Source organism: Ramlibacter alkalitolerans (assembly GCF_016722765.1).
In the GTDB taxonomy this organism is placed as follows: Bacteria; Pseudomonadota; Gammaproteobacteria; order Burkholderiales; family Burkholderiaceae_C; genus Ramlibacter; species Ramlibacter alkalitolerans.
The window spans coordinates 279,265-302,873 of the sequence record NZ_JAEQND010000005.1 but is presented as its reverse complement, the minus strand read 5'-3'; the positions used below and the strand labels follow the sequence as shown (position 1 = coordinate 302,873).

15 protein-coding genes and 2 pseudogenes are annotated in these 23,609 nt (G+C 69.8%); 7 read left to right on the top strand and 10 right to left on the bottom strand.

Features of this window, described 5'->3' with window-relative positions:
• Positions 1–42: 42 nt before the first annotated feature.
• Positions 43–894, top strand: a pseudogene (locus tag JI746_RS10790) (alpha/beta hydrolase); the annotation flags it as partial.
• On the opposite strand, the gene JI746_RS10785 reads toward JI746_RS10790, so the two are convergent.
• Positions 854–2,032, bottom strand: coding sequence for an MFS transporter (locus tag JI746_RS10785; RefSeq protein ID WP_236599745.1), 1,179 nt, complete (start codon positions 2,030–2,032; stop codon positions 854–856). The pseudogene JI746_RS10790 and the gene JI746_RS10785 overlap by 41 nt on opposite strands.
• Positions 2,033–2,073: 41 nt before the next feature.
• Between JI746_RS10785 and JI746_RS10780 the strand changes: the two genes are divergently transcribed.
• Positions 2,074–2,574 (top strand): universal stress protein, encoded by a 501-nt coding sequence (locus JI746_RS10780; RefSeq protein ID WP_201689347.1) that lies wholly within the window; start codon positions 2,074–2,076, stop codon positions 2,572–2,574.
• A 204-nt stretch (positions 2,575–2,778) separates the two neighbouring features.
• On the opposite strand, the gene JI746_RS10775 is transcribed toward JI746_RS10780, so the two are convergent.
• Together JI746_RS10775 and JI746_RS10770 are read right to left on the bottom strand one after the other, a co-directional pair.
• On the bottom strand, positions 2,779–3,489 hold the full coding sequence (locus JI746_RS10775) for a 16S rRNA (uracil(1498)-N(3))-methyltransferase (RefSeq protein ID WP_201689345.1): 711 nt from the start codon (positions 3,487–3,489) through the stop codon (positions 2,779–2,781).
• A 4-nt stretch (positions 3,490–3,493) separates the two neighbouring features.
• Positions 3,494–4,570, bottom strand: a complete 1,077-nt coding sequence (locus JI746_RS10770) for an aminoglycoside phosphotransferase family protein (RefSeq protein WP_201689343.1) — start codon at positions 4,568–4,570, stop codon at positions 3,494–3,496.
• A 65-nt stretch (positions 4,571–4,635) separates the two neighbouring features.
• Between JI746_RS10770 and JI746_RS10765 the strand changes: the two genes are divergently transcribed.
• The 3 genes from JI746_RS10765 to rsmA all read left to right on the top strand — a co-directional run bounded on the left by JI746_RS10765 (position 4,636) and on the right by rsmA (position 9,303).
• Positions 4,636–7,065 carry an LPS-assembly protein LptD gene (locus JI746_RS10765; RefSeq protein WP_201689331.1) on the top strand — a complete coding sequence of 810 codons (2,430 nt, stop codon included), beginning with the start codon at positions 4,636–4,638 and terminating at the stop codon, positions 7,063–7,065.
• A 9-nt stretch (positions 7,066–7,074) separates the two neighbouring features.
• Positions 7,075–8,442, top strand: a complete 1,368-nt coding sequence (locus tag JI746_RS10760) for a peptidylprolyl isomerase (protein WP_201689330.1) — start codon at positions 7,075–7,077, stop codon at positions 8,440–8,442.
• 81 nt (positions 8,443–8,523) lie between these two features.
• Entirely contained in the window at positions 8,524–9,303 is a 780-nt protein-coding gene (gene rsmA, locus JI746_RS10755; protein WP_201689329.1) for a 16S rRNA (adenine(1518)-N(6)/adenine(1519)-N(6))-dimethyltransferase RsmA, read from the top strand.
• A 375-nt stretch (positions 9,304–9,678) separates the two neighbouring features.
• Here the strand turns inward: rsmA and JI746_RS10750 are convergent.
• The 3 genes and pseudogenes from JI746_RS10750 to JI746_RS10740 all read right to left on the bottom strand — a co-directional run.
• A pseudogene (locus tag JI746_RS10750) lies at positions 9,679–10,101 on the bottom strand (barstar family protein); the annotation flags it as partial.
• Positions 10,102–10,139: 38 nt separating this feature from the next.
• Entirely contained in the window at positions 10,140–10,490 is a 351-nt protein-coding gene (locus JI746_RS10745; protein ID WP_330892988.1) for a ribonuclease, read from the bottom strand.
• A 282-nt stretch (positions 10,491–10,772) separates the two neighbouring features.
• Entirely contained in the window at positions 10,773–13,082 is a 2,310-nt protein-coding gene (locus tag JI746_RS10740; RefSeq protein WP_201689328.1) for an NADP-dependent malic enzyme, read from the bottom strand.
• Positions 13,083–13,346: 264 nt separating this feature from the next.
• Between JI746_RS10740 and JI746_RS10735 the strand changes: the two genes are divergently transcribed.
• Complete coding sequence (locus JI746_RS10735) at positions 13,347–18,161, top strand: NAD-glutamate dehydrogenase (protein WP_201689327.1); 4,815 nt, start codon at positions 13,347–13,349, stop codon at positions 18,159–18,161.
• An 8-nt stretch (positions 18,162–18,169) separates the two neighbouring features.
• Positions 18,170–19,531 (top strand): DUF445 domain-containing protein, encoded by a 1,362-nt coding sequence (locus tag JI746_RS10730; protein WP_201689326.1) that lies wholly within the window; start codon positions 18,170–18,172, stop codon positions 19,529–19,531.
• Between the two features lie 135 nt (positions 19,532–19,666).
• On the opposite strand, the gene JI746_RS10725 is transcribed toward JI746_RS10730, so the two are convergent.
• The 4 genes from JI746_RS10725 to JI746_RS10710 all read right to left on the bottom strand — a co-directional run bounded on the left by JI746_RS10725 (position 19,667) and on the right by JI746_RS10710 (position 23,563).
• A complete protein-coding gene (locus JI746_RS10725; protein WP_201689325.1) occupies positions 19,667–20,890 on the bottom strand; it encodes an RtcB family protein in 1,224 nt (407 codons plus the stop codon).
• Positions 20,891–20,925: 35 nt separating this feature from the next.
• Positions 20,926–22,323 (bottom strand): aminopeptidase P N-terminal domain-containing protein, encoded by a 1,398-nt coding sequence (locus tag JI746_RS10720; RefSeq protein ID WP_201689324.1) that lies wholly within the window; start codon positions 22,321–22,323, stop codon positions 20,926–20,928.
• A 159-nt stretch (positions 22,324–22,482) separates the two neighbouring features.
• On the bottom strand, positions 22,483–23,181 hold the full coding sequence (gene murU / locus JI746_RS10715; protein ID WP_236599744.1) for an N-acetylmuramate alpha-1-phosphate uridylyltransferase MurU: 699 nt from the start codon (positions 23,179–23,181) through the stop codon (positions 22,483–22,485).
• A gap of 4 nt (positions 23,182–23,185) precedes the next feature.
• On the bottom strand, positions 23,186–23,563 hold the full coding sequence (locus JI746_RS10710; protein WP_201689322.1) for an S-adenosylmethionine decarboxylase family protein: 378 nt from the start codon (positions 23,561–23,563) through the stop codon (positions 23,186–23,188).
• Positions 23,564–23,609 lie beyond the last annotated feature (46 nt).

The window sequence follows — 23,609 nt, the reverse complement described above, 5'->3', positions numbered from 1 at the left end:
GGTGGATGGACAGGCCTGGGGGCGGCGTCATGATCCCCGTGGATGAGTCAAGAAGCGCCCGAGTCGACGCTTGCAACGTTCACGGCCAGCGACGGGGAGAACCTGGCAGTGCAGGACTGGCCCCTTCCGCCGGACGTGCGCCCGCGCGCCACGGTGCTGCTGGTGCACGGCCTGGGCGAGCACGCGGGGCGCTACGACGGCCTCGCGCGGCAGCTCAATGCCTGGGGTTACGCGGTGCGCGGCTACGACCATTACGGCCATGGCCAATCCGGTGGGGCGCGCGGCACCGTGCCGCAGCAGCATCGCCTGCTCGACGACCTGGCGGACATCGTGGAAAGCACCCGCAAGCGCACGCCGGAGCTGCCGCTGGTCCTGCTGGGGCACAGCCTGGGCGGCCTGGTCGCGGCCAGCCTGGTGGCCCGTGGCACCGTCCCCGTGGATGGCCTGGTGCTGTCCTCCCCGGCGCTGGCGCCGCGCCTGAGCGTGCTGCAGAAGCTGCTGCTGGCCATCATCCCGCGGCTGGCGCCCGACCTCGCGGTCGGCAATGGCCTCGATCCGGAATTCCTCTCGCACGACCCCCGGGTGGCGCAGGCCTACGCCAAGGATCCGCTGGTGCACGACCGCATCTCGGGGCGCCTCGCGCGCTTCATCGCCGATGAAGGCAAGGTGGTGCAGTTCTGCGCGCCACGCTGGGCGGTTCCCACGCTGCTGATGTACGGCGGCGCCGACCGCATCGTCGACCCCAAGGGCAGCGCGGCCTTCGCCGCCGCAGCGCCGCGCAAGGTCGTCAGCACGCAGTGCTTCGAGAGCTTCTACCACGAGATCTTCAACGAGCCGCGTGCGCAGCCCGTCTTCAGCCACCTGCGGCAGTGGCTGGACGCGCGTTTTGCAGCGCGAGCCAGCCCAGGCCTGCGGCAATCAGGGCCATCGGCAGCAGCGAGCCGAGATTCAGCCACCTCCAGCCCTGGGTCGTGACCAGCACGCCGGAGGCGAACGAGCTCACGGCCAGCGTGCTGAAAAGGATGAAGTTCAGCACCGCCTGGGCGCGGTCCTTTTCCTCCGGCGCGTAGGCCGTGAGCGCCAGCGTCGTGCTGCCGGTGAAGAGGAAGTTCCACCCCAGCCCCAGCAGGAACAGCGAGACGGCGAACTGCGTCAGTTCGACGCCCGACAAGGCGATGGCGATGCACACCAGGTTGAGCGCCGCGCCGGCCGCCATCACCCTGAGTGGACCGAAGCGCTGGATCAGGTGGCCGGTGAAGAAGCCGGGCGCGAACATGCCGATCACGTGCCATTGCAGCACGAAGGCGGCGTCGCCGAAGGGCAGGCCGCACTGCTGCATCGCCAGCGGCGTGGCGGCCATCAGCAGGTTCATCACCCCGTAGCCCAGCGCACCGGCCAGCGCAGCGACCAGGAAGGCCGGTTGCGCCAGCAGCGCGGCCACGGTGCGACCCGCCTGCTGGGAGCCGCGGGCGACCACCGGCGGAAAGCGCAAGAAGGCCATCAGCACCAGCGCGAGCAGGGCCACCCCGGCCAGCGACAGGTAGGCGCCGGCGAAGGGCGCCGCCGCCCACTCGCGGGTGCCGGCCGCCAGCCGCGGGCCGGCGATGGCGCCGATCAGCCCGCCCGCCATCACCAGCGAGACGGCCTTTTCCTTGAAGGCGGGTGCCGCCAGTTCCGCCGAGGCGAAGCGGTAGAGGCTGGCGTTGGCCGCGTAGTAGCCGGCCAGCAGCGTGCTGGCGCACAGCAGCCAGAAGTTGCGGCTGGTCGCCGCATAGGCACACAGCAGGGAGGACGCGATCGCCACCGCCAGCCCGAGCTGGAAGCCGCGCTGGCGCCCGAAGCGCGCCTGCGTGCGGGCGACCACGCCCGTGAACAGGGCGCTGCCCACCACGTAGCCCATCACCGGCAGCGTCGCCATCCAGCCGAACGGGGCGAGCGACAGCCCCACCAGCCCGTTGATGGCGATGAAGGTGACGTTGTTGGTGAGGAACAGGCCCTGCAGGATCGCGAGGAGCCAGAGGTTGCGGTTCATGGCTGACTGCAATGTAGCTGCCTTCGCGCTATGCTGCCCAGATGCCGAAGATCCTCGTTCCCGTGGCCGGCTCGCCCCATGACGAGGCCGTGATCCGGTACGTCCTGCGCCAGGCGCTGCGCGGCACCCCGCCGGAGATTCACCTGCTGAACGTGCAGACGCCCTTGCGCTGGCACGTGGCCCGCTTCATTCCCCGGCGCGAGCGCCACGTCTTCTACGGGGAGCAGGCGCGGGAGGCGCTGGGCCCCTGCCGCCAGCGGCTCGACCGCGCGGGGCTGGCCTACACGGCGCACACCGCGGTGGGCGACAGCGCCGCCTGCATCACCGAGTTCGCGCAGCGCCTGCGCTGCGACCGCATCCTGATGGGAACCGCCCGCAAGGACTCGCTGGTGCGGCTGGTCGAAGACTGCGTCGTCAACCGGGTGCTGGAACGCACGACGGTGCCGGTGGAAGTGATCGCCAGCACGGCGGTGTCCAACTGGGAGCGGTACGGGATTCCGGCGGCGGTGGGAGCCTTGCTGGCGGCGGCGCTGGTGGATTGAGCGGCGCGGTTCCGTCATCCCCGCGCAGGCGGGGATCCAGGACGCGCGCGCGGCGCCTACCCATCGGGAGCCCTGGATTCCCCCCTTCGCTGGAATGACGGCCGTTGCCGTTGGCGGCAGGCGGCTTCGCCTGCGCGTACGTGCGGCTCACCACCGTTGCCCCTTGTAGGCTGGCGGTGAGCCGCGAAGCGCGAACCCCAGCGCTCAGGACGCGCTCGACGTCAACACCGCCAGCGCCGCGATCGGCGCCGTCTCGGCTCGCAGCACCCGGGGCCCGAGCTGCACCGCGCGCCAGCCGCGCGCCAGCGCAGCCTCCTCTTCCGCCGGCGCCAGCCCGCCTTCCGGGCCGCTGAGGAGCGTCAGCTGCGTCAGCGCTGCGGCAGCGGCGCCGATCGCCTGCGTGCCCGGGCGCAGCGACAGCACGAGTCCGGCATCCGCCGCCGCCAGCCATCCCTGCAGCGGCTGCACCGCATGCACCAGCGGCACGCGATTGCGCCCGCACTGCTCGCAGGCCGCGATCGCCACCCCTTGCCAGTGCGCCTGCTTCTTCTGCGCCCGTTCGCCGGCCAGCCGCAGCACGCTGCGCTCGGCCAGCAAGGGCTGGATCGAGGCCACGCCCAGCTCGGTGGCCTTCTCCACCAGCCAGTCCATGCGCTCGTTGGCCGGCATGCCGACGGCCAGGTGCACCGCGAGCGCCGGCTCGCATTCGATCGCGCGATGCGCGCCCACCTCCACGCGCACCTCGCTGCGCCCCATGTGCGTGACCACGGCCTCGTACTCGCCGCCGCGGCCGTCGAACAGCGTCAGCGCGGTGCCGGGCTGCAAGCGCAGCACCTGCACGTGGCGCGCCGCGCCGGCGGGCAGCGCCAGGCGCGCGCCGCTGGCCAGCGGCTCGGCGCAGTACAGGCGGGGCACGCCGCTAGATCCGGCCGAAGGCGTAGCCGCTCACGGCGTCGCTGCCTTCCACCTCGTCGACCAGGCGCGCCAGCGGCGCCAGTTCGCGGTAGCGGCCGGTGGTCGCGCGGATGTAGGCGATGAAGCGCGGCGCGTCGGCCAGGTACTTCGGCTTGCCGTCGCGCAACGTGAGGCGCGCGAAGATGCCGGCCACCTTCAGGTGCCGCTGCAGGCCCATCCACTCGACGCCGCGGTAGAACTCGCCGAAGTCCTCGCCCACCGGCAGGCCGGCCTTGCGCGCCTTCTCCCAGTAGCGCACGGTGACATCGAGCACGAACTCCTCGTCCCAGCTCAGGAAGGCATCGCGCATCAGGCAGGCGATGTCGTAGGTGACCGGGCCGTACACCGCGTCCTGGAAGTCGAGCACGCCCAGCCGCGGTTCGGCCGCATCGCGCGGCATCATCAGGTTGCGCGGCATGAAGTCGCGGTGCACGTAGACGCTGGGCGCCGCCAGGTTGTGCTGCATGATGAGGCGGAACTGCGCCTCCAGCGTGGCGCGCTGCGCCGGGGTGAGCTCCACCTTGCGGTGCTGCTGCAGGTACCAGTCGGGAAAGAGCGCCAGCTCGCGCGCCAGCAGCGCCTCGTCGTAGGGCGGCAGCACGCCGGGTTTCGAGGCGAGCTGCCAGGCGATCAGCGCGTCGATGGCGCGCTGGTACAGCGGCAGGTTGGCCTGCGGGTCGGCCGCATCCACCACCTCGATCATGGTCTGCGTGCCCAGGTCGTCCAGCAGCATGAAGCCCAGCGGCGCATCCCATTCGAGCACGCGCGGAACGTACAGGCCGGCTTCGGCCATCAGTTGCGCAATCTTTACAAAAGGAGCGCAGTCCTCGCGCTCGGGCGGCGCGTCCATCACGATGAAGCTGCGACCGGCACCGTCCAGGCGCAGGTAGCGGCGGAAACTCGCGTCCGCCGAGGCGGGGCGCAGGCTGGCGGGCTGCAGCCCGTGGGTTGCGGCGACGCGCGCCAGCCAGCCATGGAAGGCGGCTTCGCGGCGGGGGTCGCTCCAGGCGACGGCGGAAGGGGTGGGCGCGGAATCGCTCATGGATAATCGATTCTACAAATCCAACGTGGCGCGCCGGCCAGCCGGCGGCTGGCTTCCCACCCCTGATGCATCACCCCAAGAACAAGGCTTGCGTCGCGCGTTTCGCGCTGAGCCCGGTGGCGCTGGTCGCGATCGGCCTGCTGCAGCCGTTCGCCTCCCAGGCGCAGGGCGAGAGCGCCGACGCGCCGCAACTGAAACCCACGCCGCGGCTGCGCGAAGACATCCCGGCGGCGGTGCGCGCGCAACTGCCCACCTTCGTCGAAGGCGACGAGGTGCGCGGCCGCCCCGACCTGGAGACCATCGTCGAGGGCGACGCCGAACTGCGCCGCGGCGACACGGTGATCCGCGCCAGGCGCATCGAGTACACGCAGCCCGACGACCTCGCGCGGGCCAGCGGCAACGTGCACATCAACAAGGCCGGCAACATCTTCGAAGGCCCGCTGCTGGAGTTGAAGGTCGACGCCTTCGAGGGCTTCTTCAACGAGCCGCGCTACCGCTTCCTGCGCAACGACGCCTACGGCCAGGCCGATCGCATCGACTTCGTCGACGACAAGCATGCGGTGATCCGCAACGCCACCTACACCACCTGCCAGCGCAAGCCGGGCCCGAGCTGGATGCCGGACTGGATCCTGCGCGCCGCCTCCATCAGCCTGGACCAGGAAGAGGAGGTCGGCCAGGCGAAGAACGCGGTCCTGAGCTTCATGGGCCTGCCGATCCTGCCGGTGCCTTCGCTGAGCTTCCCGCTGGGCGACGGGCGCAAGAGCGGCGTGCTGCCGCCCACCTTCGGCATCGACAACAAGAGCGGCGTGGAGCTCACGCTGCCCTATTACTGGAACATCGCGCCCAACCGCGACGCGACGCTCTATCCCACGCTGATGTCCAAGCGGGGCGTCGACCTCGGTGCCGAGTTCCGCTACCTGGAGCCGACCTACAACGGCCTGCTGCGCGGCAACTACCTGGCCGGCGACCGCCTGCGTGACAAAGACCGCTGGGGCTTTACGGCGCAGCATTCGCAATCGGCCCTGCGCCTGCCCGGCCTGGGCGTGTCGTCGCTGTCGCTGAACCTGAATCGCGTCAGCGACGACGACTACTGGCGCGACTTCTCGCGCAATTCCGCCTCGCTCACGCAGCGCCTGCTGAGCAACGACGCCATCCTGAACTGGAGCTGGAGCGACGTGAGCCTGACGGCGCGCATGCTGCGCTGGCAGACGCTGCAGGACCTGACGGACACCTCCACGGCGATCATCCCGCCGTACAACCGCTCGCCGCAGTTCACCGCGCGCCAGACCCGCGCCAACCTGCCCGGTGGCGTGGAGACCTACGCCGAAGCCGACTACACGCACTTCACGCACTCCATCGGCGACGGCCTGCGGGCGCTGTTCCCGACGACGCCGGAAGTGACGCAGCCGAACGCGCACCGCAGCTTCGCGCTGCTGCAGGTGAGCCGCCCCTGGCAGGCGCCCGGCTGGTTCGTCGTGCCCAAGGCGCAGGTGCATACCCGCCACTACAACTTCGACCGCAGCACCCAGTTCGGGCAGGAAAGCGCCACCGTCACGGTCCCGACCCTGAGCCTGGACTCGGGCCTGGTGTTCGAGCGCGCCACCACCCTGTTCGGGCGGCGCTTCGTGCAGACGCTGGAGCCGCGCGCCTTCTACGTCTACACGCCGTTTCGCGACCAGAACCGGCTGCCCAACTACGACTCGGGCCTGAACGACTTCAACTTCGCGACCGTCTACACGGAGAACGCCTTCGGCGGCAACGACCGCATCGCGGACAACAACCTGCTGACGCTCGGTGCGGCCACCCGCCTGCTCGACCCCGACACCGGCGCCGAGGCGGCGCGCTTCGCCGTGGCGCAGCGCCTGCGCTTCCAGGACCAGCGCGTCACCCTGCCCGGTGGCACGCCGGTGAGCGAGCGCCTGTCGGACATCCTGTTCGGCGCCTCGATCAACCTGGTGCCGCAGTGGAGCGCCGACACGACGATCCAGTTCAACCCGAAGACGCGCGAGTCGATCCGCGAGACGCTCGGCGTGCGCTACAGCCCCGGCAACTACCGCGTGGTCTCGGCCGCCTACCGGCTGCAGCGGGCCACGATCCCCGGGCAGGAAGGCTCCGAGCAGATCGACATCGGCTGGCAGTGGCCGCTCAACGACCTGTGGGGCGACAAGGGCCGCAACCTCGGCCCGGGCCTGGGCGAGGGCGAAGGCCGCTGGTACAGCGTCGGGCGCATGAACGTGAGCCTGAAGGACAAGCGCATCGTCGACGGCGTGCTGGGCCTGGAGTACGACGCCGGCTGCTGGCTCGGGCGCATCGTGGTCGAGCGGCTGCAGGCCGGCACCAACAGCTCCAACAAGCGCATCCTGTTCCAGCTGGAGTTCGTGGGCTTCAGCCGGCTCGGTTCCAACGCGCTGCAGGCCCTCAAGGAAAATATCCCCCGTTACCAGTACCTGCGCGAGCGCTCCGTGGCGCCGAGCCGGTTCAGCAACTACGACTAGAGTACGCAGATGACCTCCCGTTTCCTGGCCCTGGCCCTCGCGGCCGCGGCACTGGCCGCCGGCCTGCCCGCGGCCGCGCAAGGCCTGCGCGCGACGCCGCAACTGGGCACCGGCCGTGCCGCCCCCGACAGCGGCCCGCGCGCCGCCGACTACATCGTCGCCGTGGTGAACTCGGAGCCGATCACCAACAACGAGGTGCGCACGCGCATGCTGCGCTACGAGCAGCAGCTGGCGCAGCAGGGCTCGGCGCTGCCGCCGCGCGGGCAGCTCGCGCGCGAGGTGCTGGAGCGCCTGATCACCGAGAAGGCGCAGCTGCAGGTGGCGCGCGAGACCGGCGTGCGCGTCGACGAGGGCCTGGTGGACCAGGCGGAGCAGAACATCGCGCGCCAGAACGGCATCGGCGTGGCCGAACTGCGTCGCCGCATGCAGACCGACGGCATCGACGTGGCCCAGTTCCGCGACGACCTGCGCAACCAGATCCTGCTGCAGCGCCTGCGCGATCGCGAGCTGGAGCAGCGGGTCAAGGTGACGGACCTCGACGTGGAGCAATACCTGCGCGACCAGGAGCAGGGCGCCACCGCCGACCCGGCGCTGACGGAACTCAACCTCGCCCACATCCTGGTGGCGGTGCCGGAGAACGCGACGCCGGCGCAGGTCGCGCAGGCCGAGGCCAAGGCGCGCCAGCTGCTGCAACGGGCCCGCGCCGGCGAGGACTTCTCCCGCCTCGCGCGCGAGAACTCCGACGCCGCCGGTGCGGCGCAGAACAGCGGCGTGATCGGCGTGCGCACGGCCGATCGCCTGCCGCCCCTGTTCGTCGACGCTACCCGCGACCTGCAGACCGGTGGCGTGACCGACGTGATGCGCTCCGCGGCCGGCTTCCACATCGTCAAGGTGCTGGAAAAGCGCCGGCTGGGCAGCGCGGGCGTCACCGTCACGCAGAGCCACGCCCGCCACATCCTGCTGCGCCCCTCCGCGCAGCTGTCGGAAGCGGCGGCGCGGCAGAAGCTGGCCGAGTTCAAGAAGCGCGTCGAAGCGGGCCAGGCCGACTTCGCGCAGCTGGCGCGCGAGAACTCGCAGGACGCCAGCGCCCGCAGCGGCGGCGACCTGGGCTGGTCCAGCCCGGGGATGTTCGTGCCCGAATTCGAGGAAGCGATCAACGCGCTGCAGCCCGGGCAGATCGCCGACCCGATCGTCTCCCGCTTCGGCGTGCACCTGATCCAGCTGCTCGAGCGGCGCGACTCCAAGCTGGGTCCGCGCGAACAGCGCGAGGTGGTGCGCAACCTGGTGCGCGAACGCAAGCTCGACGAAGCCTACGTGCGCTGGGCGCAGGAGGTGCGCGGGCGGGCGTACGTGGAGTACCGCGAGCCGCCGCAGTGAGGTCAGGCGTTCAGCGTCGGGCGTTCAGCGTGCATGCCTGACCGCCACCCTCAACGCTCAACGCCGAACGCTCATCCTCCCATGAAGCACGTCGCCCGCAAGCGCTTCGGCCAGCACTTCCTGGCCGATGCCGGCGTGATCGACGCCATCGTGAGCGAGATCGATCCGCGGCCGGGCGATGCGATGGTGGAGATCGGCCCCGGCCTGGCGGCGCTCACGCAGCCGCTGGTGGAGCGCATCGGCGCGCTGACGGTGGTCGAGCTCGATCGCGACCTGGCCGTGCGGCTGCGCGAGCACCCGCACCTGCGGGTGATCCAGGCCGACGTGCTGAAGGTCGATTTCCGTGCGGTGGCCGAGGAACAGGGCGTGCCCCGGCTGCGCGTGGTGGGCAACCTGCCCTACAACATCTCGACGCCGATCCTGTTCCATCTGCTGCAGTCCGTCGACCGCGTGGCCGACCAGCACTTCATGCTGCAAAAGGAAGTGGTCGACCGGATGGTGGCGGCGCCGTCGACCGCGGATTACGGGCGCCTGTCGGTGATGCTGCAGTGGCGCTATGCGATGGAGAACGTGCTGTTCGTGCCGCCCGAGGCCTTCGAGCCCCCGCCCAAGGTGGACAGCGCCGTCGTGCGCATGGTGCCGCGCGAGCATCCGGTGGTGGTCGACGAGGGCCTGCTGTCGGAACTGGTGCAGGTCTCCTTCTCGCAGCGCAGGAAGCTGCTGCGGCACACGCTGGGCCATTGGCTGGAGCAGAAAGGCTACGGCGGCAACTTCGACGTGCAGCGGCGCGCGGAGCAGGTGCCGGTGGCGGAGTACCTCGAGCTCGCGGTGGCGGTGAGCCGGGACAATGCGGGGTGGTAGCGGGGCCGTCGCTGGCCCCCCCGGCGTCATTCCCGCGAAGGCGGGAATCCAGGGCTCCCTAAAGAAAATCCCCGCGACGCGGGGATTTCACTGGGTTCCCGCCTGCGCGGGAATGACGGCTCTCGCCGGAAACGACGGCTATCGCCGGGAACAACGCTCCCGCGCAGCGCTTGCGCGCCGAATCGCCCCTGCCGCAGCTTACGCCGCCGCCAGCCAATACCCCGCGTTGAACGGGCTGCTCATGCGCAGGGCCAGCGGCGACACGTCCAGCAGCTTGTCCGTCGGCATCTTCTCGCCGCCATCCACCGCCGGCGGCTGCACCGCTTCGGCGTGGCCTTCGTTGGCGGCCTGGCCCTGGGCCGAGCGCGCCACGGAGAAGGAGTAGAAGCAGCGGAAGGGCACCTTGCGGTCGGCCCAGTAGTCGGCCGTGTCACGGAAGATGTCGAGCAGCTGCTCGCGCGCTTCCTTGTCGAACTTGCCGTTGGCCGGGATGTGTTCCAGCACCACGATGAAGCCAGGCTGCGGGCCCGATTTGTGCAACGGGTCGGTCATGCAGTCGTACAGCGCATCGAAGTTCTTCCCGAAGTGCGGCGGGAAGGTGAACTGCTGGGCGATCATGTCCAGCACGTCCTGCTTGCTCTGGGCGGTGGCCAGATTGGCGTACAGGAAGTGATGGCCCAGTTGCGTCGCCGTTTCCTGCAGGTCCTGCACGCGGAAGGCGCGGATCGACTGCACGATGTTGCTGCGCACACCCTTGAGGGGCGTTTCGGAAATATCGGTACGAAGTGGCTGGTCCATCTCCGTGTCTTTCTCTGTAGTCAAGATTTCTTCCCGCCTCATCTCGCGTCTTCCACGATCCTGCGAAAGCTCGCGTAATGGTCAGCGGTGTAATAACAGGCGTGCGGCGCCCGGGGCGGGCCTCCGCACACGATGCGCCGGGCGCCCCGGTCGCGGGATCCTGGCGTGCCGACGGTGTACTCGCGGTAATACCCGCGTCTCTCGGCCGGAAGCTGCCGCTCCCGGTTGCCGAACACCGCGCCATCCTTGTCGTAGGGGAACGGTCCGCCCTGGCGGATCAGTTCATACGTCTCCCGGCCCTGGCGGGGCAGCTGGGTGACATGCACCGTCGCCGCTTGCGCCTGGGCGTTTCCGTCTTTCCAGCTCCAGGCGTGAGCCTGGGAAAACACTGTGAGCGCGACGCCGAGCAGGCAGCTGGTGAATGCCAGCCGGGCTGTCGCGAATCGGGCTACCAACGGACTTTCCGGAGAGATCAAGGTCTGCGAACGCCACCCGGTACCTTTCGGTACCGAGACTTCATTCCATCCGGGTAAACCCGGAACAACAAGGCCGGTAGTGTGACGCATGTCCTCCCCAAAAGCAAGCCGCTGCCCAAAGTTTGGGCAGCGGCGGTGGGGGAATGGGGGCGCAGGCGCGCGCTGAAAAGTTAGCGCCTGCTGTCGCGCGACCGCTTAACGGGCCGCGTTGGCGTCGGCGACGGTGAGAGCCGCCATGTTCACGATGCGGCGCACCGTGGTGCTCGCTGTCAGGATGTGCACCGGCTTGGCGGCCCCGAGCAGCACCGGGCCGATGGCGATGTTGCCGCCCGCCGCGGTCTTGAGCAGGTTGTAAGAAATATTGGCTGCATCGATGTTGGGGAGCACCAGCAGGTTCGCCTCGCCCGACAAGGTGCTGTGCGGCATCAGGCGCTCGCGGCCGCGGGCGTCCAGCGCGATGTCGCCGTGCATCTCGCCGTCGACTTCCATCCAGGGCGCCTGCTCGCGCAGCAGCGCCAGCGTGTCGCGCATCTTGACCGCGCTCGGCTGGTTGCTGCTGCCGAAATTCGAATGCGACAGCAGCGCGACCTTCGGCTTCAGGCCGAAGCGCAGCATCTCCTCGGCGGCCATCTGGGTGATCTCCGCCAGCTGCTCGGCCGTCGGGTCGTAGTTGACGTGGGTGTCGACCAGGAAGATCTGGCGGTCCGGCAGCATCAGGCCGTTCATGGCGGCGTAGTTCTTCACCCCGGCGCGCTTGCCGATCACCTGGTCGATGTAGCGCAGGTGCAGGTCGGTGGTGCCCCAGGTGCCGCAGATCAGGCCGTCGACGTGGTCCTTCTGCAGCATCATCGAGCCGATCAGCGTCAGGCGCCGGCGCATCTCGATCTTGGCCATCTGCGCCGTGATGCCCTTGCGCTCGGTCATCCGGTGGTAGGTCTGCCAGAAGTCGCGGTAGCGCTCGTCGAAGTCGGTGTTCACCACGTCGTAGTCGGTGCCCTGCTGCAGGCGCAGGCCGAACTTCTCGATGCGCTGCTGGATGATCTCCGGCCGGCCGATCAGCGTCGGGCGCGCGACGTGCTCGTCCACCAGCACCTGGCAGGCGCGCAGCACGCGCTCTTCCTCGCCCTCGGCGAAGCACACGCGCTTCTTCGGTGCCGAGCGGGCCAGCGCGAAGATCGGCTTCATCGTGGTGCCGGAGGCATAGACGAAGGTCTGCAGCTTCTCGCGGTAGGCGTCCATGTCGGCGATCGGCCGCAGCGCCACGCCGCTGTCCGCCGCGGCCTTGGCCACCGCCGGCGCGATCTTCAGCATCAGCCGCGGATCGAAGGGCTTGGGAATGAGGTACTCGGGCCCGAAGGTCAGCTGCTGGCCGGTGTACGCGGCCGCCACCACCTCGCTCTGCTCCGCCTGCGCCAGTTCGGCCAGCGCGTACACGGCGGCGATCTCCATCTCCAGCGTGATCGTCGTCGCGCCCGAGTCGAGGGCGCCGCGGAAGATGTACGGGAACACCAGGACGTTGTTGACCTGGTTCGGGTAGTCGGTGCGGCCGGTGGCCATGATGCAGTCGGGCCGCGCCGCCTTCGCATCCTCGGGGCTGATTTCCGGATTCGGGTTGGCCAGCGCCAGGATCAGCGGGTGCGCCGCCATCTGCTTGACCATCTCCGGCTTGAGCACGCCGCCGGCGGACAGGCCGAGGAACACGTCGGCGTCCTTGATCACGTCCAGGAGCGTGCGCGCGGAGGTCTCCTGCGCGAACTGCTCCTTGTCCGGGTCCATCAGTTCCTTGCGACCCTTCCAGACCACGCCGGCCAGGTCGGTCACGTAGATGTTCTCGCGCGGCAGCCCCAGCTTGAGCAGCAGGCCGAGGCAGGCGAGCGCGGCGGCGCCGGCGCCCGAGGTCACCAGCTTGACGGTCTTCAGGTCCTTGCCGACGACCTTCAGGCCGTTCAGGATCGCCGCGGCCACGGTGATGGCGGTGCCGTGCTGGTCGTCGTGGAAGACCGGGATCTTCATGCGCTCGCGCAGCTTGCGCTCGACGTAGAAGCAGTCCGGCGCCTTGATGTCCTCGAGGTTCACGCCGCCGAAGGTGGGCTCCAGCGCCGCGATCACGTCGACCAGCTTGTCGAGGTTGTCCTTCTCGGCGATCTCGATGTCGAACACGTCGATGCCGGCGAACTTCTTGAACAGGACGCCCTTGCCTTCCATCACCGGCTTGGCCGCCAGCGGACCGATGTCACCCAGGCCCAGGACGGCGGTGCCGTTGGTGATCACCGCCACCAGGTTGCCGCGGCTGGTGTACTTGAACGCGTTCGTCGGGTCCTTGACGATCTCCTCGCAGGGCGCGGCCACGCCGGGCGAGTAGGCCAGCGCCAGGTCGTGCTGGTTGATCAACTGCTTGGTGGCCGCGATCTGCACCTTCCCGGGGGTGGGGTGCTCGTGGTACTCGAGGGCGGCCAGGCGCAGTTCGGCGCGTTTGTCCGGGCTGGCCGGGGTGTCGGTGGGCATGGGATCGGGTCTCCTGGGCGCGGACACGGAAAAGCGGCGCCCGCGCTTGTCGTTCGATGGAAGGCCTGAGATTGTAGTACCCGCTGCCGGGGAAAACCCTAGTACGCAGAGCTGCGTACTCGGACATATGTCGTCTGCCGCGCCACACTCGCCCCCCGCGCGGCGCCCCGGTATGCATGATTCGCATCAAGGGGCGACACATCCACATTGGCGCTGCCGGGGTGCTCGCGCCTACAGTGGATGCGGCCACAGGAGAAACAGAACATGGCTGCCACTCAGGAAACCAGGCGCGAGGAACAGCTTGCCGCCGTGCTGGCGCTGGCCAGCGCGCGCCAGGCCGCTCCCGCCGCCCGCACGCTCGACGGCTTCGCCCACGAGTACTTCCAGCAGGTCGACATCGAGGACTTGGAGGAGCGCACGCCGGAGGACCTGCTCGGCGCGCTGCTGTCGCACTGGCAGTTCGGCGCCCAGCGCAAGCCCGGCGTGCCCAAGGTGCGCGTGCTCAGCCCGACGCCCGGCGAGGACGGCTGGGGCTCGCGCCACACCGTGGTGGAGATCGTCAACGACGACATGCCCTTCCTGGTGGATTCGGTCTCGATGGAGATCCACCGCCAGGGCCTGGCCCTGCACCTGCTGGTGCATCCCATCTACGCCGTGCAGCGCGACGCCACGGGCCTGCTGCAATCCATAGCGCCGCGCGGCGCCACGCCGGAACTGCCGCGCGAATCGTGGATGTACATCGAGGTGGACCGGCTGGTCGATGCGGAGCAGCGCGCGGCGCTGTGCCGCGGCATCGAGCGGGTGCTGGCCGACGTGCGGGTGGCAGTCACCGACTGGAAACCGATGCTCCAGCAGCTGCGCGCCGCGAGCAGCGAGCTCGCGCAGGTGCCGCCCGGCGTGAACCCGGAGGAAGCCGCCGAAAGCCGCGCTTTCCTCGACTGGCTGGCGGACGGCCACTTCACGCTGCTCGGCTACCGCCAGCACGACCTGGTGGAGGAGGGCGGCGGCCTGGCGCTGAAGCTGGTGCCCGGCAGCGCGCTGGGCGTGCTGCGCGAGAGCGCCGGCGCCGAGCCCTCGGCCAGTTTCGCGGCGCTGCCGCCGGCGGCGCGCGCGCTGGCCCGGACGCCTTCGCCGGTGCTGGTCATCACCAAGGCGAACACGCGCTCCACCGTGCACCGCGACGGCTACACCGACTACCTGGGCGTCAAGCGCTTCGACGCGCAGGGGCGGGTGACCGGCGAGCACCGCTTCATCGGCCTGTTCACCGCCACGATGTATTCGGCGCGCGTGACGGAAACCCCCCTGTTGCGCCGCAAGGTCGAAGCGGTGGCGCAGCGCGCCGGCTTCGCGCCCGCCGGCCACCTGGCCAAAGCGCTGCAGCACACGCTGGAGACCTTCCCGCGCGACGACCTGTTCCAGATCCCCGAGGGCGAGCTGTACGACATCGTGCTGGGCATCCTCGCCGTCGGCGAGCGGCACCGGCTGCGCCTGTTCACGTGGAAGGACCCGTTCGACCGCTTCGTCTCCTGCCTGGTCTACGTGCCGCGCGAGGCCTTCTCGACCCAGCTGCGCCTGAAGTTCCAGAAGATCCTGCTCAAGGAGCTGAACGGAACGCACATCGACTTCGACGTGCTGCTGTCAGGCATGCAGCTCGCGCGCATCCACTTCAACGTGCGCATCGCGCCGCATCCCGTCCCCGCCTTCGACCGCAAGGAGCTGGAACGCAAGCTGGCGGCGGCGGCGCGGCGCTGGGAAGACGAACTGCGCGAGGCGCTGGTGGAAAGCGAGGGCGAGGCCGTGGGGCTGGCGCTGGAGCGGCGCTGGTCGCCCGCCTTCCCGCTCTCGTACCGCGAGCACGTGGCCGGCCGCGCCGCGGTGCACGACATCCGCAAGATCGCGGCGCTCACGCCCGAGGCGCCCTTCGCGCTGGCGCTGTACTGGCCGCTGGGTGCCGCCGATGGCCGCCTGGGGCTGAAGGTGTACCGCCTCGGCGCGCCGGTGATCCTGTCCGACAGCCTGCCCATGCTGGAGCACATGGGCGTGCGCGTGCTGGCGGAGGACAACCACCGCATCCAGGACGGCGAGCACACGCAGCCCGTCTGGCTGCACGACTTCGCGCTGCAGGCGCAGCCGAACGAGGAGATCGATCCGCAGGCGCTGGCTCGCCTGTTCGAGGACGCGTTCGCGCGCGTGTTCGCCGGCGAAGTCGAGAACGACGACTTCAATCGCCTGGTGCTGCTGGCGGCGCTCTCGGCCGAAGAGGTCGTGGTGCTGCGCGCCTATGCCAAGTACCTCAAGCAGGTCGGCTTCGCGCAGTCGCAGGCGACCATCACCGCCACGCTGGCGGCGCATCCGCGCATCGCACGCATGCTGGTGTCGCTGTTCCGCCTGCGCTTCGATCCCACGGGGCACGACGAGCAGGGCGCGGCGTCGCAGGTGAACGCGCTGAACCAGGCGCTCGACAAGGTCAGCAACCTCTCGGAAGACCGCGTGCTGCGGCAGTTGCTGGCGCTGATCCAGGCCACGCTGCGCACCAACTACTGGCGCACCGGCGTCGGCGCCAGCGGCGCACCGGGGCCGCGCCGGCCCTTCCTGAGCCTCAAGCTCGATTCCAGCAAGGTGCCGGGGCTGCCCGAGCCGCGCCCGCTGTACGAGATCTGGGTCTATTCGCCGCGCTTCGAGGGCATCCACCTGCGCGGCGGCAAGGTCGCGCGCGGCGGACTGCGCTGGTCCGACCGGCCGGACGACTTCCGCACCGAGGTGCTGGGGCTGGTGAAGGCGCAGATGGTGAAGAACACCGTCATCGTGCCGGTGGGCTCCAAGGGCGGCTTCGTGCTGAAGAAGGCGCCTCCGGCGAGCGAGCGCGAGGCCTTCATGAAGGAAGGCGTGGCCTGCTACCAGGATTACCTGCGCGGCCTGCTGGACCTGACGGACAACCTGGTGGCCGGCAAGACGGTGCCGCCGCCGCAGGTGCTGCGCATCGACGGCGACGATCCGTATCTCGTGGTCGCGGCCGACAAGGGCACGGCGACCTTCTCCGACCACGCCAACGCCGTCAGCGCGGAGTACGGCCACTGGCTGGGCGACGCCTTCGCCTCCGGCGGCAGCCAGGGCTACGACCACAAGGAGATGGGCATCACGGCGCGCGGCGCTTGGGAAAGCGTCAAGCGCCACTTCCGCGAGCTGGGCCTGGACACGCAGTCCACCGACTTCACGGTGATCGGCATCGGCGACATGTCCGGCGACGTGTTCGGCAACGGCATGCTGCTGTCGCAGCACATCCGCCTGCTCGCCGCCTTCGACCACCGGCACATCTTCATCGACCCGGAACCGGATCCGCAGGCTTCGTTCGCCGAGCGCGAACGGCTGTTCAAGCTGCCCCGCTCCTCCTGGGCGGACTACGACGCCAAGCTGATCTCCAAGGGCGGCGGCGTCTGGGCGCGCTCGGAGAAATCGGTCGCGATCTCGCCGCAGGCCCGGCGCGTGCTGGCCATCGAGGCGGAGTCGCTGACGCCGGCCGAACTGATCACGGCGATCCTGAAGGCGCCGGTGGACCTGTTCTACAACGGCGGCATCGGCACCTACGTGAAGGCCGCGTCCGAAACGCACGCCGACGTCGGCGACCGCGCCAACGACGCCGTGCGCATCAACGGCGGCGAGCTGCGCTGCCGCGTCGTCGCCGAAGGCGGCAACCTGGGCTTCACCCAGCGCGGTCGCATCGAAGCGGCGCTGCAGGGCGTGAAGATCAACACCGACGCGATCGACAACTCCGCCGGCGTCGACACCTCCGACCACGAGGTGAACATCAAGATCCTGCTCGGGATCGCGCAGGGCGACGGCGAGCTCACCGAGCGGCAGCGCAACTCCCTGCTGCCGCAGATGACCGAGCAGGTGGCGGCGCTGGTGCTGCGCGACAACTACTTCCAGAGCCAGGCGCTGTCCATCGGCGGGCGGCTCGCCCAGCGCCAGCTCGACGAACAGGCGCGCTTCATCCGCTTCCTGGAGAAGAAGGGCGAATTGAACCGCGCCATCGAGTTCCTCCCCAGCGACGAGGAGATCGCCGACCGCAGGGCCAGGGGCCTGGGGCTCACCAGCCCGGAACAGGCAGTGCTGCTCGCGTACAGCAAGATGTGGCTCAACGACGAACTGATCGCCTCCGACCTGCCGGAAGATCCGTGGATCGCCACCGCACTGGAACGCTACTTCCCGACCCAGCTGAAGGAGAAGTTCGCCGAAGTCATCCCGCGCCATCCGCTGCGGCGCGAGATCATCGCCACGCACGTCCTGAACAGCATGGTGAACCGCGTGGGGCCGACCTTCGTGCACCGGCTGGGCGAGATCACCGGCGCGACGCCGCCGCAGGTGGTGCGCGCCTACCTGGCCAGCCGCGAGGTGTTCGGGCTGGTGCCGCTGTGGCAGCAGATCGAGGCGCTGGACACCCTCGTGCCGGACGAGGTCCAGGCCGACATGGTGATCACGCTGCGCGGGCTGGTCGCGCGAGCGACCACCTGGTTCCTGCGCTCCCGGCGCCTGTTCGAGCCGACGCAGCAGCAGGTGGCGCGCTTCGCGCCCGCCGTGCAGGCGCTGCACTCGCACATGGAAGCCGGCGCGCCCGCGTCGCCGCGGGCGGCCCGCTGGACCGGGGCGGGCGTGCCGGCGGCGCTGGCGATGCAGGTGGACGGCGCGCAGGCGGTGTTCCACGCGCTCGACATCGCGGAGATCGCCGAAGCCAGCCACAAGCCGCTGGAGCTCACCGCGCAGGTTCACGCTGGCGTCGGCGAGCGCTTGGGCCTGGCGCGCATGCAGCAGCAGATCGAGCAGTTGCCGGCCGACAGCTTCTGGCACAGCCTGGCGAAGATCGCCCTCAGCGACGACCTGACCGACCTGCAGCGCTCCATCGCGCAGCAGGCGGTGCTGCACCAGGACGGCGACGCCCGCACGGTGCTCGATCGCTGGGAGCAGGGCAACCGCCAGGCGCTGGAGCGGGCGCAGCGGCTGCTGCAGGAACTCAAGGACACGGGCACGGGCGACCTCGCGATGCTGTCGGTCGCCCTGCGGGAGCTGCGCAACCTGGTCTGATCCGGCGCATGCAGTCCTCCACGCTCGTCTCGCTCGCCGCGCTCACGGGCATCGCCACGCTGCTGGTGCTGGTCGCGCTGCGCTCGGCGCCGCGCGCCGCCGACCAGCACGCCCAGCTCGCGCACGCCAAGGCCAACGCGCTGATGCTCCTGGGCATGATGGGCTGTGCGCTGGTCCTGAGCCTGGTGATGCCGCCCGGCCTGTTCGCCGACGGACTGCGCACCACCAGCGAGGCCGCCATCGTCGGCGGCCTGGCCGACTGGTTCGCGGTCTCGGCGCTGTTCCGGCCGCTGCCGGTGCCCATCATCGGGCGCGACACCGACGTGATCGCGCGCAAGAAGGACGAGATCGGCGACCAGCTCGCGGCGTTCGTGCAGGACAAGTTCCTGGACGTCGACTCGCTGGCGGCGCTGATGCGCCGGCACGACCTGGCCGCGGCGCTGGGCGGGTGGCTGTCGCAGGAGCAGAACACGCGGCGCCTCGGCGGCTTCCTCGTCAAGTGCGTGGCCGGCTCGCTGCACCTGGTGGAGGAGGAGCGCGTGCAGCAGCTGCTGAAGGACGCCGCGCGTACCCTGCTGGCGAACGCGGACCTGTCGCGATCGGCCGGCGAGGTGCTGGACACCCTCACTGCCAACGGCCGCCACCAGCAGCTGCTGGACCAGCTGATCGCGCGCCTGCTGCGGCTGCTGGCGGCGCAGCGCACGCGCGATGCGATCGCGTACAAGATCGTCCTGTGGCTGCGGACCGAGCACTACCGCAAGCAGCTCGTGCTGCCCACCGAGTGGCTGGGGGAGAAGGGCAGCGAACTGGTGGCGCGCCAGCTCGGTCGCTACCTGGAGGAGGTGCGCACGGATCCCGCGCACAGCCTGCGCGTGGCCTTCGACCTGCATGCGGCGCAGCTGATCGCGCGGCTGAAGACCGATCCCGTGATGCACGAGAAGTCGGAGCAGATCAAGGCCTACCTTCTCAATGACGACGACCTGGGTCGCTATGCGTCGCAGCTGTGGCGCACGGTCTCGGAATGGATCCACCGCAACGTGGAGAGCGAGGACTCGCCGCTGCACCGCAAGCTGGTCGCCGCGGGCAGCTGGCTGGGACGCGAGCTGGCCGGCGATGCGGACCTGCGGCGCACGCTGAACGACCAGCTCGAGGCGGCGGCGCGCAGCGCGGCACCGGACTTTTCCGCCTATCTCACGAGCCACATCCGCGACACGGTGCGGCAATGGGACGCGCGCGAGATGGCCTCGCAGATCGAGCTGAGCATCGGCCCGCAACTGCAGAAGATCCGCGTCAACGGCACGCTCGTCGGCGGGGCGATCGGCCTGGTGCTGTTCGCGGCGGGGGAGACGGTGCGGCGGCTGTCGTCGTGAGGAAAGCGGACAACCGAACGCAAAAGCCGCAAAAGTACGCAAAGACCGCGAAAGGGCATCCATTTTATAAAGGTCTTTTTCGCGGCTTTTGCGTAACCTTTGCGGCTTTTGCGTTCGGTTGTCCGTCTTTATCCCTCACCCCTTCACGCACACGACCTGCTTCAAGGTGTGCACCACCTCCACCAGGTCCTGCTGCGCCTGCATGACCTTGTCGATGTCCTTGTAGGCGGCCGGGGTCTCGTCGATCACGTCCTTGTCCTTGCGGCATTCGACGCCGGCGGTCGCGCGGCGGTGGTCTTCGAGGGTGAAGCGGCGCTTGGCGTCGCCGCGGCTCATGGTGCGGCCGGCGCCGTGCGAGCAGGAGGCGAAGCTCTCCGGGTTGCCCTTGCCGCGCACGATGTAGCTGCGCGCGCCCATGCTGCCGGGAATGATCCCCAGCTCGCCCTTCTTCGCACTGACCGCGCCCTTGCGAGTGACGTACACGTCCTGGCCGAAGTGCGTCTCCTTCTGCACGTAGTTGTGGTGGCAGTTCACCGCCTCGATGTGGGCCTGGAAGTTCTTGCGGATCACCGTCCTGGCCGCCTCGGTCACGCGCCGCATCATCACCTCGCGATTCAGGCGCGCGAACTTCTGCGCCCAACCGACGGCGCGCACGTAGTCGCCGAAGTAGCGCGAGCCTTCCTCGAAGTACGCCAGGTCGCGGTCCGGCAGGTGCACGTTGTTGCGCATCGCGTCCTGCTTCGCCAGCTCGATGAACATCGTGCCGATCGCATTGCCGACGCCGCGCGAACCCGAGTGCAGCATGAACCAGACGAAGCCTTCCTCGTCGAGGCAGACCTCGATGAAGTGGTTGCCGCCGCCCAGGGTGCCGAGGTGCTTGTGGTGGTTGGTCTTCTCGAGCTTGGGATAGTCGCGGCACAGCTGCTCGAACTCGGGCTCCAGCTGCCCCCACGCGGTGTCGACCGCGCCCGGCGTCTTCTGCCAGGAGCCGGGGTCGCGCGCGCCCGGCGCCCGCCCGTGCGGCACCGCGCGCTCGATGGCGGAACGCAGCGGCGCCAGGTTGTCCGGCAGGTCCTGCGCCGTGAGCGTGGTCTTGCAGGCGATCATCCCGCAGCCGATGTCCACGCCGACGGCGGCGGGGATGATGGCGCGGAAGGTGGGGATGACGGAGCCGACGGTGGCGCCGATCCCGAAGTGCACGTCCGGCATGGCGGCGATGTGCTTGAAGACGACCGGCAGCCGGGCCGCGTTCTGCAGCTGGCGCTTCGCCTCGTCCTCCACCGGCACGCCGCGCGTCCACATCTTCACCGGCACGCCGCCGGGGGTGTCTTCCTCGAGGTAGTTGGCTGGTTCTTGCATGGGGGCGGAGTAGGACCCCCAGCGGGGGCGGAAGTTCAGTCCCGCATCAAGGCTTCCAGCTCATCGGCCTTGACCGGCACGCCGCGCGTGATCAGCTCGCAGCCCTGCGCCGTGACGATCGCGTCGTCCTCGATGCGGATGCCGATGTTGTGGAAGTGCTCCGGCACGCCCTCGCCCGGCCGCACGTAGATGCCCGGCTCGATCGTGAGCACCATGCCCGGCTGCAGGATGCGGCTCGGGCGGTTCTTGATGGTCTCGCCGGACAGCGGGTCCTTCCGCTCGCTGACCTGGCCGACTTCGCCGGGCTCGACATAGCTGCCGGCATCGTGCACGTCCATCCCCAGCCAGTGGCCGGTGCGGTGCATGTAGAAGGGGAAATACGCGCGCTTCTCGATCACGTCGTCGAGCGTGCCCACCTTGTCCTTGTCCAGGAGGCCGACATCGAGCATGCCTTGCGCCAGCACCTTGACCGCCGCCTCGTGCGGGTCGGTGAAGCGGGCGCCCGGCCGGGTCACCGCGGCGGCGGCCTCCTGCGAGGCCAGCACGAGGTCGTAGAGGGCGCGCTGCGGGCCCGTGAATCTTCCGTCGGCGGGGAAGGTGCGCGTGATGTCGCTGGCGTAGCCATCGAGCTCGCAGCCGGCGTCGATCAGCACCAGCTCGCCGGCGCGCACCGGCGCGACGTCGGCGCGGTAGTGCAGCACGCAGGCGTTGGCGCCGGCGGCCACGATGGAGCTGTAGGCCGGGTACTGCGAACCGCCCATGCGGAATTCATGCATCAGCTCCGCGTCGAGGTGGTACTCGCGCACGTCCTTGCCCGCGCGCAGCATCGCGGCACAGGTCTGCATCGCCCGCACGTGGGCGCGGGCGCTGATGGCGGCGGCGCGCCGCATGATGTCCTGCTCGTGCGCGTCCTTCACCAGGCGCATCTCGTCGAGCACCGCGCACAGGTCGCGCTGCTGTTCCGGGCACATTGCGCCGTAGCGCACGCGGGCGCGCACCTGGTTGAGCCAGCCGGCCACGCGCTGCTCCAGCCCCTCGTGGATCGCGAACGGGAACCAGACCACCTCGCGGTTTTCCAGCAGCCTGGGCAGCTGCTGGTCGAGGTCGCCGACCGGGTAGGCGGCCTGCACGCCGAGTGCGCCGGCGGCCGCTTCCGGCCCCAGGCGATAGCCGTCCCAGATCTCGCGTTCCAGGTCCTTGGGCTGGCAGAACAGGGTGCTCTGGCCGTCGCTCGTCACGACCAGCCACGCATGCGGCTCGGTGAAGCCGGTGAGGTAGTAGAAGTAGCTGTCGTGCCGGAACAGGAAGTCCGAGTCGCGGTTGCGCTGGCGCTCGGGTGCAGTGGGAACGATGGCGATGCCGTTGCTCCCCAGCTGCTGGGCCATGCGGGCGCGGCGCTGGGCGTAGACCGAGGTGGGGACGCTGGTGTTCATGGAGGCATTCTCTCCGTTTGGCGGGCGCGCCGTGCGGGGAGGCCTGCTGGTGCGGAGGCTGGCGGCGGAGGGTAGGCTGGTGGTGGAGCGACAGCGCAACCCCAGCGATGCGCGAAGCGCTGGGGTTCCCGGCGCTCTTTGCGCGCGGTCACCGCCAGCCTACGAATTCAATGCAGCCAGGCGCTCCGGGGTGCCCACGTCCGTCCACGGACCGTGGTACAGCTCCGCGCTGACTTCACCGCGATCGATCGCCGCCCGCAGCATCGGCGCCAGCGCCAGCTTCTGCCCTTGCGGATTGCCCGCCGGCAACCCGGCGAAGAATTCGCGCCGGTACAACGCCGTGGTCGAATACGTGTGGCGACCCTCCGGTCCATTGAGCGCGAGGCCATCCGCCGACAGGCCGAAATCGCCCTTCACGTTGTGCGGCGGATTCGCCACCAGGAACAGGTGCGCGAGCTTCCCGCTGGCCGCGAACTGGTCGTGGGCGGCGCGCGTGAACAGGAATTCCGGCATGTAGACGTCGCCGGCGACGATCCAGAACACGTCCGCCAGCAAGGGCAGCGCGCGCGCGATGCCGCCCGCCGTCTCCAGCGCGCCGCCGAAATCCCTGCCCTCGTGCGAGTACCTGATGCGCACGCCGTCGGCCGTCTCGTGGCCGAAGTGGTCCTCGATCTGCTCGCCCAGCCAGGCGGTGTTGACCACCACGTCGCGGAAGCCGCCGCGGCCGAAGGCCTCCAGGTGGTATTCCATCAGCGGCCTGCCCTTCAGGCGCAGCAGCGGCTTGGGGCAGGTGTCGGTCAGCGGCCGCATGCGTTCGCCGCGGCCGGCGGCCAGGATCATGGCCTGCGCGATGCTCATGGCGTCAGGCCTCCTCGCCGCGATCCAGCGAGCGCTGCTCGGTCCATTCCGGCTGGAAGCGCTCCACCAGCGCCGTCATCAGCCCGCGCGCCTGGGCCGACAGGTCGCCGCCCACGTCGCAGACGAAGACGTCGCAGGTCACCGAGCGTTCCTGCGGCCAGGTGTGCAGGCACACATGCGACTCGGCCAGCAGCACCGTCACGCTCACGCGGCCGGGTCCATCGCCCGTGCGGGGGAAGGTGTGGAACATGTGCTGCACCGGCACGAGGCCGACCGAAGCGATCGCGGCCAGGCACCAGTCGCCCAGGCGCGCGGCATCCGTGAGCCACGCGGGCTCGCAGCGGCAGCGGTACAGATCGGCGGTGAGGTGCAGGCCCTTCATGGCCCCAGTATGACAAATGACGCCGGCTGCGCCGGCATGACCGCGG